Source organism: Nocardioides mangrovicus (assembly GCF_003674065.1).
Classification (GTDB): Bacteria; Actinomycetota; Actinomycetes; order Propionibacteriales; family Nocardioidaceae; genus Marmoricola; species Marmoricola mangrovicus.
Genome location: NZ_RDBE01000010.1, coordinates 115,729 through 130,129 on the forward strand (window position 1 = coordinate 115,729; position 14,401 = coordinate 130,129).

A 14,401-nucleotide genomic window follows, 5' to 3' on the forward strand; every position below is an offset into this window, starting at 1 on the left:
CCGACGCCGTCGGGCGCCGATCCCGCGACACACCGAACACCGCCTCGTCCTTCCGGTCGTGGGCGCGCCACCGGGCATCGAGGAGTTCGCGGCGTACGCGATGTGCGGCGACACGGTGGTGCTCTCGGTGAGCGCGGACGCGGCCGCCGACGTGGTCGCCGCCGCCGAGGTGGTCGCCGGCTGGTACGGCTTCGGCCTGCGCGTGTGCCGAGCCGAGCGTCCCGCGAGCGCCCGCCCCGACAGCGGGTCCCACCCCTCGGCCGCCTGAGGGCGGCCGACTCAGGAGAGCCGGGCGCGCACCACGCGGTCCAAGACGTCCAGCGGCAGCGGGCCCTGGTCGAGCACGGCGGTGTGGAAGGCCTTGATCTCGAAGTCGTCGCCCCGACGCTGCTCGGCCTCACGACGCATCCGCTGGATCTCCAGCCGGCCGACCATGTAGGAGCAGGCCTGACCGGGGCTCACGACGTACCGGTCGACCTCGGGGCGCACGATGCCCTCGGTCATCGGGGAGTTGGCCACCATGTAGTCCACCGCCTGCTGCCGGCTCCAGCCCAGGGCGTGCAGACCGGTGTCCACGACGAGCCGGCACGCGCGCAGCGAGTCGGCCGAGAGCATCCCGAGCCGGTCGACCTGGCTGCCGTAGAGACCCATCTCGTCGCTGAGCCGCTCGGAGTACAGGCCCCAGCCCTCGGTGTAGGCGGCGGTGTGCAGGTGCTTGCGGAACTCCGGGACGCTGTCGGGCAGCTCGCCGGCCACCGAGAGCTGCAGGTGGTGGCCGGGGATGCCCTCGTGGAACGCCATCGACTCCAGCTCGAAGGTGCCCCAGTCCTGCGGCTCGTCGACGTTGACGAAGAAGGTGCCACCGCGGCTGCCGTCGGTCGCGGGCGGGAAGTAGAAGGCCTTGGCCCCGGTGAGCGTCCCCTCGACCGCGCACGGCGCCTTCGGCAGCGTCTCGAACCAGTCGCCCATCTCCGCTCCGGCCCGCTCCAGGGCCTGCTTCGAGGCCTCGACCAGCTGGTCGCCGGTCTCGAAGTGGAGCTCGGGGTCGGTACGCATGCGCTCGAAGATCTCGGCCAGGTCGTCGGTGCCGAGCGCCTCGGCGCCCAGCTCGCGGTACTCCTGCGCGAGTGCCTCGACCTGCGCGAGGCCGATGTCGTGGATCTCCTGGGCGGTCTTGTCGGTGGTGGTGAAGTAGCGCAGCGCGGCGGCGTAGGTCTCGGCGCCGTCGTCGAGCCACGACAGCCCGCACTGCTCGTCGGGCCGTGCCTGCGCCAGCACGACGTCGCGCAGCACGTCGCGGTAGCGCTCCATGCCGGGTCGCACCGAGGACGAGACGACGTCGACCAAGCGCGAGCGGAGGTCCTCGGAGCCCTCGGGCAGCGCCAGGGCGGCCACCATCGGGTCGTCGGCCACCGCGACGTCGAGCGCCTCGTCGAGCTGCCGGACGGTCTCGCGGACGGCGAACTGCGCCGGCCGGCGCCCGTGCTCGACGCCCTCGCGCACGCGGTCGGCCAGTGCGTCGTAGGCGGCGCCGATGCCCTCGAAGGTGCCCACCATCGCCTCGGCGACGCGGGCGTCGGGCAGCGTCAGCATGCCCAGCACGAGCGGCATCGAGGTCTGCATGCCGAAGATGGGGTCGGCCGAGAGCTCGGCCAGCCGGGTCTCGAGCAGGTCGGCGGAGGTGCGGGCGTCGCTGACCAGCACGGCCGCGGTGACCTGCTGCTCCTCGTCGAGCCCGCTCAGCGCCTCGGCCCGGTCGGCGAAGTCGCGCAGCTGCGCGATCCGCCGGTCCTCCTCGGCGCGCGAGAGGTCCTCGAACCTGCCCTCGCCCTGCGGGTAGAGCCCCAGCAGGTGCGCCTCGGTGGGCTCGGCCTGCAGCGTCGCGTCCCAGTACTCCCGAGCAAGGTCGTCGATGTCGCTCACGGGCTCAACCTACGTCGTGGCCCTGCCCGACCAGCCCGAGTTTCTCGGCCGACTCCTCGCGCATCTGCACCTTGCGGATCTTGCCGGTCACGGTCATCGGGAACTCCTCGACGACCATCACGTACCGCGGCAGCTTGTAGTGGGCCAGCTTGCCCTCGCAGAAGGCGCGGACGGCCTGGGCGTCGAGCGGCTCACGCCCCTCCCGCATGACGATCCAGGCGCACAGCTCCTCGCCGTAGCGCTCGTCGGGGACGCCGACCACCTGCACGTCGGCAATGTCGGGGTGAGCGTAGAGGAACTCCTCGATCTCGCGCGGGTAGATGTTCTCCCCGCCGCGGATCACCATGTCCTTGATCCGACCGACGATGTTGCAGTAGCCGTCCTCGCGCATCTCCGCGAGATCGCCGGTGTGCATCCACCCCTCCGCGTCGATGGCCTCCGCGGTCTTCTCCGGGTCGTCCCAGTAGCCGAGCATCACCGAGTAGCCGCGGGTGCAGAACTCCCCCGGCGTGCCGCGCTCCACCGTCTCGCCCGTCACCGGGTCGACGACCTTGATCTCGACGTGCGGGGCGACCATGCCGATGGTGGCGGTGCGGTGCTCGAGGTCGTCGTCGGCCCTGGTCTGGCAGGAGACCGGCGACGTCTCAGTCATCCCGTAGGCGATCGAGACGCCCTCCATGTGCATCTCGTTGACGCAGCGCTTCATCACCTCCACCGGGCAGATCGAGCCGGCCATGATCCCCGACCGCAGGGTGGAGAGATCGGTGCTCGCGAAGTCAGCGTGGTTCTGCATCGCGATGAACATCGTCGGGACGCCGTAGAGCACGCTGGCCCGCTCCTGCTGCACGCAGCGCAGGGTCGTGCCCGGGTCGAAACCCTGCGCCGGGATGACCATCGTCGCGCCGTGGGTGGTGCAGCCGAGGTTCGCCATCACCATGCCGAAGCAGTGGTAGAAGGGCACCGGGATGACGAGCCGGTCGGCGTCGGTGAGGCCGATGGTCTCGGTGACCACGTAGCCGTTGTTGAGGATGTTGCGGTGGCTCAGCGTCGCGCCCTTGGGGTAGCCGGTGGTGCCGCTCGTGTACTGGATGTTGATCGCGTCGCCGGGATCGAGCGTGGCCATCCGCTCCGCGACGGCGTCGGCGGGCAGGGCGTCGCCCTCGGCCAGCAGCGCGTCCCAGTCGTCGGTGCCGATGTAGACCACGCGCTCCAGGCCGGGGTTCTCCGCAGCGGTCTCGTCGACCATCGCTCGGTAGTCGCTGGTCTTGAAGTCCACCGCACTGATGAGCATCCGCATGCCCGACTGGTTCACCGCGTAGGAGAACTCGTGCGTGCGGTAGGAGGGGTTGACGTTGACCAGCACCGCGCCGATCTTGGCCGTCGCGTACTGAGCGATGGTCCACTCGGCACAGTTCGGCGCCCAGACGCCGATGCGATCGCCCGTGGCGAGGCCGGCGGCGATCAGGCCGCGGGCCAGCCGGTTCACCTCGGCGTCGAGCTCGGCGTACGTCCATCGCCGGCCGCTCTGGAACTCGACCAGCGCCTCGTTCTCGCCGTGCTCGGCCACGGTGCGCTCGAAGTTCGCACCGATGGTCTCCTCGAGCAGCGGCGGGGTGGCCTCACCCTTCGCGTAGGACTCCATGATCGGAACCTAGTGGCACTCGACCCACCGCGCACCAGGCGTGAGCGTCGATCGTGAACGTCGGCGGCCCGAGCGGCCCGTCGGGGTAGTCCAGAACGAGTAGCACCACGTCGTGCCCCACGATCGGTGCTACTTGATCTGGACTAGGCCTCCGTAGAATTGGCCGGATGTCCACGACCGGCGCCGCGAGGAGTCTCGCCGACCAGCTGCGGGGCTGGCCCGACGAGCGGCTCGCGGCGCTGATCGAGGCGCGGCCGGACCTCGGCGTGCCGGCGCCCCAGGACTCCGCCCAGCTCGCGGCCCGACTCTCGACGCGACCGGCGGTGGTGCGGGCGCTGGACTCCCTCTCGCTGCTGGAGCTGACGGTGCTCGAGGCGGCGCTGCACGCGCCCGGCTCGCTGCACGACGTCGTCCACGCGGCGCCCGCGAGCGTCGACGCCGCGCTCGCCCGGTTGCTCGACCTGGCGCTGCTGTGGGGCACACCCGAGGACCTGCGGCCGGTCAGCGTGCTGGCGGAGGTGCTCGCCTCGCCCCAGGGACCGCCCGTGGGCGAGGTGCCGCGACTGCTCGAGGGTCTCTCGGGGCCGGCCCGCGCACTGCTCGACCACCTCGACGAGCGCGACGCCGACGGTCGCTTCGAGTCGGTCACCGAGCCGGTGCGCGAGCTCCTCGACCGGCGCCTGCTGCAGCTGCGCGAGGACCGGCGCCACGTCAGCGTCCCGTGGTCGGTACGCGTGGCGCTGCGCGGTGGTCGGTCCACTCGCGAGCCCGTCGACGTCGTGCCGCGGGTCGCGACGAGCGAGCAGTCGCAGCGTATCGCCGACCGGGCCGCCGCCGGGGCCGCGTTCGAGCTGGTGCGCCGCACGGAGCTGCTGCTGGACCACTGGGGCAGCCATCCCGTGGGCGTGCTTCGGGCGGGCGGGCTCGGTGTCCGCGACCTCCGTGCGGCGGCGACGCTGCTGGCCGTCGAGCCGGCCGAGGCCGGGCTGGTCGTCGAGACGGCAGCCGCGGCCGGGCTGCTCGCCCCCGGCAGCGCCGACGACGTCGACCCCGCCTGGCTGCCCACCGAGGCCTACGACGCGTGGCTGACCCAGCCGGTGGCCCAGCGCTGGATGACGCTGGCCCGGGCCTGGTTGGCGAACCCGCGGCTCACCGGGCTGATCGGGGCCCGCGACGAGGCCGACCGGCCCGTCAACGCGCTCACCCCCGAGCTGGAGCGGCCGTGGCTGCCGCCCGCCCGCCGCGAGGCGCTGACCGAGCTGGTCGAGACCGAGGGGGTGCTGGCCGCCGGCACCGGGCTGCCGTCGCTGCTCGATCGACTGCGCTGGCGCGCGCCGCGACGACCGGCCGGTCGCGAGCGCGCGGTGACCTGGGCGGTGGAGGAGGCGGCGGTGATCGGGCTGACCGGTCTCGGCGGACCGGCGACGTACGCCGCCGCGCTGCTGACCGACGGCGACGCGGCGGCCGGGCTCGAGCCGCTGCTGCCGGCGGCGGTCGACCACGTGCTGATCCAGGCCGACCTCACCGCCGTCGCGCCCGGCCCGCTGGAGCAGGAGCTCGCCCGCGCGATCGCGCTCGTGGCCGACGTCGAGTCGCGCGGCGGCGCCACGACGTACCGGTTCAGCGACGCCTCGGTGCGGCGCGCCTTCGACGCGGGCTGGTCATCGGTGGAGATCAAGGAGTTCCTCAGCAGCTCCTCGCGCACGCCGGTGCCGCAGGCCCTCGACTACCTCGTCGACGACGTCTCGCGCCGCTTCGGCACGCTGCGGGTGGGTGGCGCCGAGGCGTTCTTGCGCAGCGACGACGAGACCGCGCTCACCGCCCTGGTCACCGATCCGGGCGCGGCCGGCCTGCGACTGCGGCGGATCGCGCCCACCGTGGTGGTCTCCGACGTACCGCTCCACGTGCTGCTGCCCCGGCTGCGCGAGCTCGGCCACGCGCCCGTGGTCGAGGCAGCCGACGGCACGGTGCGCATCGCCCGGCCCGACGTCTTCCGCTCGCGGACGAGCCGGCGGCGACCGGCGGGCGCCGAGCTGGCCCGTCGCGCCGCCCGCACCAGCGCCGTCGTGGCCGCGCTGCGCTCGGGCGACCGGATCGCCGCGAGCCGTCCGGCCGGCCAGCGCGCCGCCCTGCCCGGCGACATCCTCAGCCTGCTGCGTACCGCCGCCGAGGGGGGCGACCGGGTCTGGATCGGCTACGTCGACCACGCCGGCTCGCGGATGGAGCGCGTGGTGCGGCCGCTGCGGGTCGACGGCGGCGCGCTGCTGGCCGACGACGAGGGCGAGCAGCGTTCCTTCGCGGTCCAGCGCATCAGCGAGGCGCGGCTGCTCGGCTGAGTCGTGTGCTGCAGCGGTCGCCAGAGCGACCATCCAGGCACACGACCGTAGGCTGGACCGGTGAGTGAGGGTGCGCTGATCGTCCAGTCGGACAAGACGTTGCTGCTGGAGGTCGACCACCCCGACGCCGCGGAGGCCCGCAAGGCGATCGCCCCGTTCGCGGAGCTGGAGCGCTCGCCCGAGCACATCCACACCTACCGCCTCACCCCGCTCGGGCTGTGGAACGCGCGCGCCGCCGGCCACGACGCCGAGCAGGTCGTCAGCGCCCTGCTCGACCACAGCCGGTACGCCGTGCCCCACGCGCTGCTCGTCGACGTCGCCGAGACGATGGCCCGCTACGGCCGGCTGCGGCTGGACAAGCACCCCACCCACGGGCTCGTGCTCTCCTCGGTGGACCGGCCCGTGTTCGAGGAGGTGCTGCGGAGCAAGAAGATCGCCGGGATGATCGGCGAGCGTGTCGACGCCGCCGTGCCCGATGCCGTGGGCGCCGTGGTGGTGCACCCCAGCCAGCGCGGCAACCTCAAGCAGGCGCTGCTCAAGCTGGGCTGGCCGGCCGAGGACTGGGCCGGCTACGTCGACGGCGAGGCCCACCCGATCGCCCTGGACCAGGGCGACTGGGAGCTGCGCGCCTACCAGCAGCAGGCCGCCGACGCGTTCTGGGAGGGCGGCTCCGGCGTCGTCGTGCTGCCCTGTGGCGCCGGCAAGACCCTCGTCGGCGCGGCGGCCATGGCCCACGCCCAGGCCACCACGCTGATCTTGGTGACCAACACCGTCAGCGCGCGCCAGTGGAAGCACGAGCTGGTGCGGCGCACGTCGCTCACCGAGGACGAGATCGGCGAGTACTCCGGTGCGCGCAAGGAGATCCGGCCGGTCACCATCGCGACCTACCAGGTGCTGACGATGCGGCGGAAGGGCGCCTACCCCCACCTCGACCTGCTCGACGCCCGCGACTGGGGCCTCATCGTCTACGACGAGGTGCACCTGCTCCCCGCCCCGATCTTCCGGATGACCGCCGACCTGCAGGCCCGGCGCCGCATCGGGCTCACCGCCACCTTGGTGCGCGAGGACGGCCGGGAGGGCGACGTGTTCAGCCTCATCGGGCCCAAGCGCTTCGACGCGCCCTGGAAGGACATCGAGGCCCAGGGCTGGATCGCGCCCGCGGACTGCGTGGAGGTCCGGGTCACGCTGCCCGAGGGCGAGCGGCTCGCGTACGCGACGGCGGAGCCCGAAGAGCGCTACCGGCTGGCCAGCTGCACGTTCGCCAAGACCCGCGTGGCCGAGGAGCTGGTGGCCCGCCACCGCGGCGAGCAGACGCTGGTGATCGGCCAGTACCTCGACCAGCTCGACGAGCTCGGCGAGCACCTGGGCGCCCCGGTCATCAAGGGCGACACCACCGTCAAGGAGCGCGAACGCCTCTTCGAGGCCTTCCGCAGCGGCGAGATCGAGCTGCTCGTGGTCTCCAAGGTCGCCAACTTCTCCGTCGACCTGCCCGAGGCGGCCGTCGCCATCCAGGTCTCCGGTAGCTTCGGCTCGCGCCAGGAGGAGGCCCAGCGGCTGGGCCGGCTGCTGCGCCCCAAGGCCGACCGCCGCACGGCCCGCTTCTACGCCGTGGTCTCCCGCGACACCGTCGACGCGGACTTCGCCCAGAACCGGCAGCGCTTCTTGGCCGAGCAGGGCTACGCCTACCGGATCGTCGACGCCGACGACCTGGGTTCCCTGGACGCCGCGGCAGGGTAGTCCGTGACGGACTGCCCCTCAGCGCACACCCATCCACCCACCCGGGCGGTCCGAAACACTCTTCACGGGGGGTCGCCCGACCCGCCCCGATCAGTTGACGTCCAGCACACGACAGGAGCGCGATGAGCGGCATCCGAGCGGTCCCCGACGGTGGTGACCACGCCGATCGCGCCGCCCGGGCGCGCCAGGACCAGTCGGCCCAGCTGGCCGCGCTGATCCAGCGCTCCGGACGCGGCGACGAGCGGGCGTTCGCCGCCCTCTACGACGCCGTGGTGCGGCGGCTCCACGGGCTGGTGCTGCGCGTGGTGCGCGACCCGGCCCAGGCCGAGGAGGTCACCCAGGAGGCGATGGTGGAGGTCTGGCGGCAGTCCGCGCGCTACGACCCCGCCCTGGGCAGCCCACTGTCGTGGCTGATGACGATCGCCCACCGGCGCGCGGTCGACCGGGTCCGTTCGGCCGAGGCCTCGAGCCGGCGCGACACCACCTACCACCAGCAGAACCAGAGCATCGACCACGACGCCACGGCCGAGGCAGTCGCTCAGAACCTGGAAGGCCACCGGGTCCGCCAGGCCCTGGCCTCCCTGACCGACACCCAGCGCGGCGCGCTCGAGCTCGCCTACTTCGGCGGGTACACCCACACCGAGGTGGCGAACCTGCTCGACATCCCGCTGGGCACCGCCAAGACCCGCATCCGCGACGGACTGATCCGTCTTCGTGACACCCTCGGAGCCGACCATGAGTGACCTGCACCCCCTCTCCGGGGCGTACGCCGTCGACGCCCTCGACGATGTCGAGCGCGCCCGGTTCGAGCGCCACCTCAAGGAGTGCGACGACTGCGCCGCCGAGGTGACGAGCCTGCGCGAGGCCGCCGGCCTGCTCGCGCTCACCGCCGACCCGACCCCGAGCCCCGAGATGCGCGAGCGGGTGCTGGCCCAGGTCCACACCGTGCGCCCGCTGCCCCCGGTCGCCACCCAGGTGGAGGTGGTGCGCCGCCGTTGGGCGCGGTTTCCTCAGCTGGTGGCGGCAGCGGTGGCAGCGTTCGTCGTCGTCGCGGGCGGTGTAGGCGTCTCGGCGCTGCACCCGTTCCGCCAGGACCAGGCGCCGGTGGCCGGCAGCGTCGTGCAGCAGGTGCTGCAGGCCCAGGACTCCCGCAACCAGGCCGTCGACGTCGGCGAGGGCCGCGCGACGCTCTACCACTCCAAGTCGGTGGGCCGCGCGGTGCTGGTCACCAAGGACATGCCGGCGACGCCGACGGGCCGGACCTACGAGCTGTGGTTCAAGAAGAACGGCCACTTCGTGCCGGCCGGCCTGATGACCGCCTCGGGGAATCAGACCTTTGTGCTGCACGGCGGGCTGGGCGACGCCACCGACGTCGGGGTCACCATCGAGCCGACCGGTGGCTCGAAGCGGCCGACCAGCGCCCCGGTCGCGTACTTCGACCTGGCCAAGTCCGTATGACCTCGCGCCGCGTCGCCGTCGTCGGCAGCGGTGTCTCCGGGCTGGTCGCGGCGTGGGTGCTGGCCCGCGACGCACGGGTGACGCTCTACGAGGCCGACGACCGGCTCGGCGGTCACGCCGACACCCACGACGTCGAGGTCGACGAGCACACGCTGGCCGTCGACACCGGGTTCATCGTGCACAACGAGCGCACCTACCCGACCCTGCTGCGGCTCTTCGACGAGCTCGGGGTGGTGACGCAGGAGTCCGACATGAGCATGTCGGTGCGTGATGAGGAGACCGGCCTGGAGTGGGCCGGCGCCCTGGGGGCGCGGGGGTTGTTCCCGACGTCGGCGAACCTGCGCAACCCGCGCTACCTGCGGATGCTGGTCGAGATCCCGCGCTTCCACCGGATGGCCAAGCGCGCCCTGTCCGGCGAGAGCGACGAGACGCTGGCCTCCTTCTTGGCCCGCGGCCGGTTCAGCGAGTTCTTCACGACCTATTTCATGACCCCGCTGGTGGCCGCGGTGTGGTCGGCCGACCCGGACCACGCGCTGGAGTACCCGGCCCGCTACCTGTTCACCTTCCTCGAGCACCACGGCATGCTGACCGTCTTCGGCTCGCCGACCTGGCGCACCGTCGCCGGCGGCTCGCGCGAGTACGTCGAGCGCGTGGCCAAGCGCCTGGACGAGGTGCGGCTCTCCTCACCGGTCAGCGCCATCCGCGAGCACGCCGACGGCGTCGACGTCACCGACCCCGCGGGCACCACCCGCTACGACGCGGTCGTCGTCGCCACCCACCCCGACCAGGCGCTGCGCGCGATCGGCGAGCCGACGCCGCTGCAGCGTGAGCTGCTCGGCGCGATCCCCTACGCCCCCAACGTCGCCCGCCTGCACACCGACGAGCGGCTGCTGCCGCGCGCCGAGGGGGCGCGGGCGTCGTGGAACTACCTGCGCCGGACCTCCACCGATGGTCGGGTGCTGGTCAGCTACGACATGACGCGGCTGCAGCGGCTGCGCGAGACCGGGGGCCGGCGCTACATCGTGACGCTGGGCGGTGAGGACCTGATCGACCCCGCCTCGGTGATCGCGACGATGCACTACGCCCACCCCGTCTACACGCCGGAGTCGGTGGCCGCGCAGCGCCGGCTGCCCGAGCTCAACAGCCGGCGGGTCGCCTTCGCCGGCGCCTACCACGGCTGGGGGTTCCACGAGGACGGTGCGCTCTCGGGCCTCCGCGCCGCCGAGCACCTGGGGGGCACGTGGCCCGAGCGCGCGACCCGCCAGGTCGCACCGACCCCGCGGATCTACGCCACCCGCATCACCCACGCCCGGGTCGAGCCGCTGCGCAACGTCTTCTCCTACGCCAGCCACACCTGGCTGGTCGATCTCGACGACCTGCCGCACTACTCCGGCATCGCCGCGCCGCTGCTGCGCCGGCTCGCGCGCTTCGAGGCCCGCGACCACGTCGGCGACCCCGCGCTCTCGCTGCGCGCCAACATCGACGCCCTGCTGGCCGAGCACGGCATCCACGACGTCGCGCGCGTGCAGATGCTGGCCCACCCACGCACGCTGGGCTACGTCTTCAACCCGATCTCGGTGTTCTGGTGCCATCGCGAGGACCACTCGCTGGCGGCGGTGGTCGTGGAGGTCCACAACACCTACGGCGGCCGGCACGCCTACGTGGTGCATCCCGACGAGCACGGCCGGGCGATCGTCGACAAGGAGCTCTACGTCTCCCCGTTCAACGACACCTCGGGCACCTACCACGTCGCCGTCCCGCTGCCCGGCGAGACCGTGAACGTCGCCGTCACCTTGCACCGCGAGGGCCGACCGCCCTTCACGGCCACGATGAAGGGCACCGCCGGCGCAGCCGACGCCCGCGGCGTCCTGCGCAGCTCCCTGCGTCACCCCGTCGTCCCCCTGCTCGGATCGCTACGGATCCGGATCCAGGGCATCAAGCTCTGGCTGCGCGGCCTGCCCGTGCAGCCCCGTCCACGAAAGGATGGCTGAGATGGCCACCTACGCCGACTCGCACGTCGACACCCACCTGCTCGACATCGCCCGCTGGCCCGACCTGGCGCCGATCCGCGCCTCCGTGCAGGGCCGGGTGGAGACCGCGGTGGCCCGCCGGCTCTTCACCGCGGCGGTCGGCCGGCTGCCGGTCTCGGTCCGGTTCCCCGACGGCCGCGTGGTCGGCACCGGCGGCCCCACGATGACGGTCCTCGACGAGGACTCCTTCTTCCGCCGCCTCGGCTCGGGCAAGCTCATCGGCTTCGGCGAGTCCTACATGGCCGGCGACTGGGAGGCCGAGGACCTGGGCGGCTTCCTGACCGTGCTCGCCGCCCAGATGGCCTCGCTGGTGCCCGAGCCCCTGCAGCGGCTGCGTGCCCTCGTGGTGGCGCGCCACCCGGCCTCCGAGCGCAACATCGAGGCCAACACGCAGCGCAACATCGCCCGTCACTACGACCTGTCCAACGACATGTTCGCGACGTTCCTCGACGAGACGATGACCTACAGCAGCGCGCTCTTCGCCGAGGAGCCGACCACCGGCTCGACGGCGCGGGCCGACCTGGCCGAGGCGCAGCGCCGCAAGATCGACCGACTGCTCGACCAGGCCGGCGTCGGCGCAGGCACCCGGGTGCTGGAGATCGGCACCGGCTGGGGCGAGCTGTGCATCCGCGCCGCCGAGCGCGGCGCCACCGTCACCTCGGTGACGCTGTCCGAGGAGCAGAAGTCCCTGGCCGAGGAGCGCATCGCCGCCGCGGGCCACAGCGACGCCGTCACCGTCGAGCTCAAGGACTACCGCGCGGTCGAGGGCGAGTACGACGCCGTGCTCAGCGTCGAGATGATCGAGGCGGTGGGCTACGAGTTCTGGCCGACGTACTTCGAGACGATCGACCGGCTGCTGGCCCCTGGCGGCAAGGCCGCCATCCAGGCGATCACCATGCCGCACGACCGGATGCTCGCCACCCGCTCGACCTACACCTGGGTCAACAAGTACATCTTCCCCGGCGGGTTCCTGCCCTCGGTCGAGGCGATCGAGCAAGTCACGCGCGACCACACCTCGCTGCGGGTCGGCGACCGGCTCTCGATGGGCCACCACTACGCCGAGACGCTGCGGCTGTGGGACCAGGCGTTCCTCGCCGCCCACGACCGCGTGCACCAGCTCGGCTTCGACTCGGTCTTCGACCGGATGTGGCACTTCTACCTCGAGTACAGCCGCGCCGGCTTCGCCTCGGGCTACATCGACGTCAACCAGATCACCTTGCAGCGGAAGGCGGAGGAGCGCTGATGCTGGTCTCCGGGACCCCCACCGTCGCCGCCCGGCTCGAGGCCGCGCTGCGGCCCGTCGTCGGCGGCGACCTGCCCGTCCACCTCACCGCGTGGGACGGCTCCACCGCCGGACCCGTCGACGCCCCGCACGTCGTGCTGCACACCCCCGACGTCCTGCGCCGGCTGTTGTGGCACCCGGGTGAGCTGGGTGCCGCCCAGGCGTACGTGACCGGCGAGCTCGACGTCGAGGGTGACCTCGACGCCGCCCTCACCCACGTCTGGGGCGTCGTCCGCGAGCGCGGTCTGAGCTCGGTGCGCCCCACCCCGGCCACGCTCGTCAACGTCCTGCGCACCGCTCGCGAGCTCGGCGCCGTGGGCCTGCCGGCGGCCGCTCCGGCCTCGCAGGCGGTCATCAAGGGCCGGCTGCACTCGCTGTCGCGCGACCGGCGCTCCATCAGCCACCACTACGACTTCTCCAACGAGTTCTACGCCGCCATCCTCGACGACCACATGGCCTACTCCAGCGCGTACTACGAGCGGGCGGACATGAGCCTGGAGGAGGCGCAGGCGGCCAAGCTCGACCTGGTCTGCCGCAAGCTCGCGCTGCGCGAGGGCGACCGCTTCCTCGACGTCGGCTGCGGCTGGGGCTCGCTCTCCCTCTACGCCGCCGAGCACTTCGGCGCCCGCGTCACCGGCGTGACGATCGCAGCCGAGCAGAAGCGGTTCATCGACGAGCGGATCGCCGAGCGCGGCCTGGGCGACCGGGTGGAGATCCGGCTGCAGGACTACCGCGAGGTCGGCGACGGGCCCTACGACGCCGTGGCCTCGATCGAGATGGGCGAGCACGTCGGGCAGGACAACTACCCGACCTACGTCGACGTCCTGCGTCGCAACGTGAAGCCGCAGGGCCGCGTGCTGATCCAGCAGATGTCGCGCCGCGGCCGCCACCCCGGCGGCGGGCCGTTCATCGAGTCGTTCATCGCCCCCGACATGCACATGCGGCCCGTCGGCGAGACCGTGGAGCTGATCGAGGCCGGCGGTCTCGAGGTCCGCGACGTGCACCTGATGCGCGAGCACTACGTCGACACCGTCCGCGACTGGATGGTCCGCTTCGAGGCGAACGCCGACCGGCTGCGCGACCTCGTCGGCGAGGAGCAGCTGCGAGTCTGGCGGCTCTACCTCGTCGGTGGAGCGATGTCGTTCCGCGACGGCCGCATGGGCGTCGACCAGATCCTCGCCGTCCGCAACGACGAGGCGGGCCACTCCGGCTTCCCCCGCGTCCGCGACTGGTGAGCACGCCGTTCGTCCTGGTCGCCGGCGCGGTGGCCGTGGTCCTGCTGATGGCGGCCACCGCCGTTGCGGCGCACCGCACCGGCCGGTGGGCCGTCGTCGACGTCACCTGGGGCTCCGGGTTCGTCGTCATCGCCCTGGTGGCCGCTCTGCTGGGCGACGGGTCGGCGCTGCGGCGGGTGCTGCTGCTCGTCCTGCCCGCCGTCTGGGGCCTGCGGCTGGCCTGGCACATCCTCCGGCGCGCCGGCGGGCGCGAGGACCCGCGCTACGCCGAGCTGAAGGAGCGCGGCGGCTCGCTGTTCCGTAGCGTCCTGCTGCCCCAGGGCGTCGTCATGTGGTTCGTCGCGCTGCCGGTGCAGGTCGGCGTCGGCTCCGAGCGCGGTGTCACCTGGCTGGGCTGGCTCGGCGTCGTCGTCTGGGCCGTCGGCCTGGCCTTCGAGGCGATCGGCGACCAGCAGCTCGCCGCCTTCAAGGCCGACCCCGCCCACCGGGGCACGATCATGGACCGCGGCCTGTGGGCCTGGACCCGCCACCCGAACTACTTCGGCGACGCCTGCCTGTGGTGGGGCATCTGGCTCCTCGCCGCCGACGCCGGCTGGTGGGGCGCCGCGACGGTCCTGTCTCCGCTGGCCATGACCTACTTCATCCGCAACGTCACCGGCGCCAAGCTGCTGGAGAAGACGATGTCGAAGCGGCAGGGATGGGACGAGTACGCCCGCCGCACCCCGCTGTTCTTCCCGCGACCGCCCCGCCGCGCCTGA

General features: G+C 72.7%; 11 protein-coding genes. 9 read left to right on the forward strand and 2 right to left on the reverse strand.

Translation table 11 applies throughout. The annotated features are described in order from the left end of the window. Window positions 1-58 precede the first annotated feature (58 nt). On the forward strand, window positions 59-268 hold the full coding sequence (locus D9V37_RS15175; protein WP_121807023.1) for a hypothetical protein: 210 nt from the start codon (window positions 59-61) through the stop codon (window positions 266-268). 11 nt (window positions 269-279) lie between these two features. On the opposite strand, the gene D9V37_RS15180 is transcribed toward D9V37_RS15175, so the two are convergent. Together D9V37_RS15180 and D9V37_RS15185 are read right to left on the reverse strand one after the other, a co-directional pair. Continuing rightward, window positions 280-1,923, reverse strand: a complete 1,644-nt coding sequence (locus D9V37_RS15180) for a DUF885 domain-containing protein (protein ID WP_121807024.1) — start codon at window positions 1,921-1,923, stop codon at window positions 280-282. Between the two features lie 4 nt (window positions 1,924-1,927). Then, window positions 1,928-3,565: an AMP-binding protein gene (locus tag D9V37_RS15185; protein ID WP_121807025.1), complete on the reverse strand. Its 1,638-nt coding sequence runs from the start codon at window positions 3,563-3,565 to the stop codon at window positions 1,928-1,930. Window positions 3,566-3,732: 167 nt separating this feature from the next. Between D9V37_RS15185 and D9V37_RS15190 the strand changes: the two genes are divergently transcribed. From D9V37_RS15190 to D9V37_RS15225, 8 genes are all read left to right on the forward strand, one after another. Continuing rightward, window positions 3,733-5,901, forward strand: coding sequence for a helicase-associated domain-containing protein (locus D9V37_RS15190; protein WP_121807026.1), 2,169 nt, complete (start codon window positions 3,733-3,735; stop codon window positions 5,899-5,901). 60 nt (window positions 5,902-5,961) lie between these two features. Beyond that, window positions 5,962-7,638, forward strand: coding sequence for a DNA repair helicase XPB (locus D9V37_RS15195; protein WP_121807027.1), 1,677 nt, complete (start codon window positions 5,962-5,964; stop codon window positions 7,636-7,638). A gap of 122 nt (window positions 7,639-7,760) precedes the next feature. Further along, a complete protein-coding gene (gene sigK / locus D9V37_RS15200) occupies window positions 7,761-8,381 on the forward strand; it encodes an ECF RNA polymerase sigma factor SigK (protein ID WP_121807028.1) in 621 nt (206 codons plus the stop codon). Then, window positions 8,374-9,096, forward strand: a complete 723-nt coding sequence (locus tag D9V37_RS15205; protein ID WP_121807029.1) for an anti-sigma factor — start codon at window positions 8,374-8,376, stop codon at window positions 9,094-9,096. Before sigK ends, D9V37_RS15205 begins: the two co-directional genes overlap by 8 nt. Continuing rightward, window positions 9,093-11,087, forward strand: coding sequence for an FAD-dependent oxidoreductase (locus tag D9V37_RS15210; RefSeq protein WP_121807030.1), 1,995 nt, complete (start codon window positions 9,093-9,095; stop codon window positions 11,085-11,087). The genes D9V37_RS15205 and D9V37_RS15210 overlap by 4 nt, the downstream gene beginning before the upstream one ends. A 1-nt stretch (window position 11,088) precedes the next feature. Then, entirely contained in the window at window positions 11,089-12,369 is a 1,281-nt protein-coding gene (locus tag D9V37_RS15215) for an SAM-dependent methyltransferase (RefSeq protein WP_121807031.1), read from the forward strand. Next, window positions 12,369-13,643, forward strand: coding sequence for an SAM-dependent methyltransferase (locus tag D9V37_RS15220; RefSeq protein ID WP_121807032.1), 1,275 nt, complete (start codon window positions 12,369-12,371; stop codon window positions 13,641-13,643). Before D9V37_RS15215 ends, D9V37_RS15220 begins: the two co-directional genes overlap by 1 nt. Next, window positions 13,640-14,401: a DUF1295 domain-containing protein gene (locus tag D9V37_RS15225; protein WP_232524947.1), complete on the forward strand. Its 762-nt coding sequence runs from the start codon at window positions 13,640-13,642 to the stop codon at window positions 14,399-14,401. The genes D9V37_RS15220 and D9V37_RS15225 overlap by 4 nt, the downstream gene beginning before the upstream one ends.

Excerpts from the sequence above, each read along its gene's own strand:
- D9V37_RS15190 (WP_121807026.1), top strand. The coding sequence starts at position 3,733 with ATGTCCACGACCGGCGCCGCGAGGAGTCTCGCCGACCAGCTGCGGGGC.
- D9V37_RS15205 (WP_121807029.1), top strand. The coding sequence starts at position 8,374 with ATGAGTGACCTGCACCCCCTCTCCGGGGCGTACGCCGTCGACGCCCTC.
- D9V37_RS15215 (WP_121807031.1), top strand. The coding sequence starts at position 11,089 with ATGGCCACCTACGCCGACTCGCACGTCGACACCCACCTGCTCGACATC.
- sigK (WP_121807028.1), top strand. The coding sequence starts at position 7,761 with ATGAGCGGCATCCGAGCGGTCCCCGACGGTGGTGACCACGCCGATCGC.
- D9V37_RS15185 (WP_121807025.1), bottom strand. The coding sequence starts at position 3,565 with ATGGAGTCCTACGCGAAGGGTGAGGCCACCCCGCCGCTGCTCGAGGAG.
- D9V37_RS15210 (WP_121807030.1), top strand. The coding sequence starts at position 9,093 with ATGACCTCGCGCCGCGTCGCCGTCGTCGGCAGCGGTGTCTCCGGGCTG.
- D9V37_RS15220 (WP_121807032.1), top strand. The coding sequence starts at position 12,369 with ATGCTGGTCTCCGGGACCCCCACCGTCGCCGCCCGGCTCGAGGCCGCG.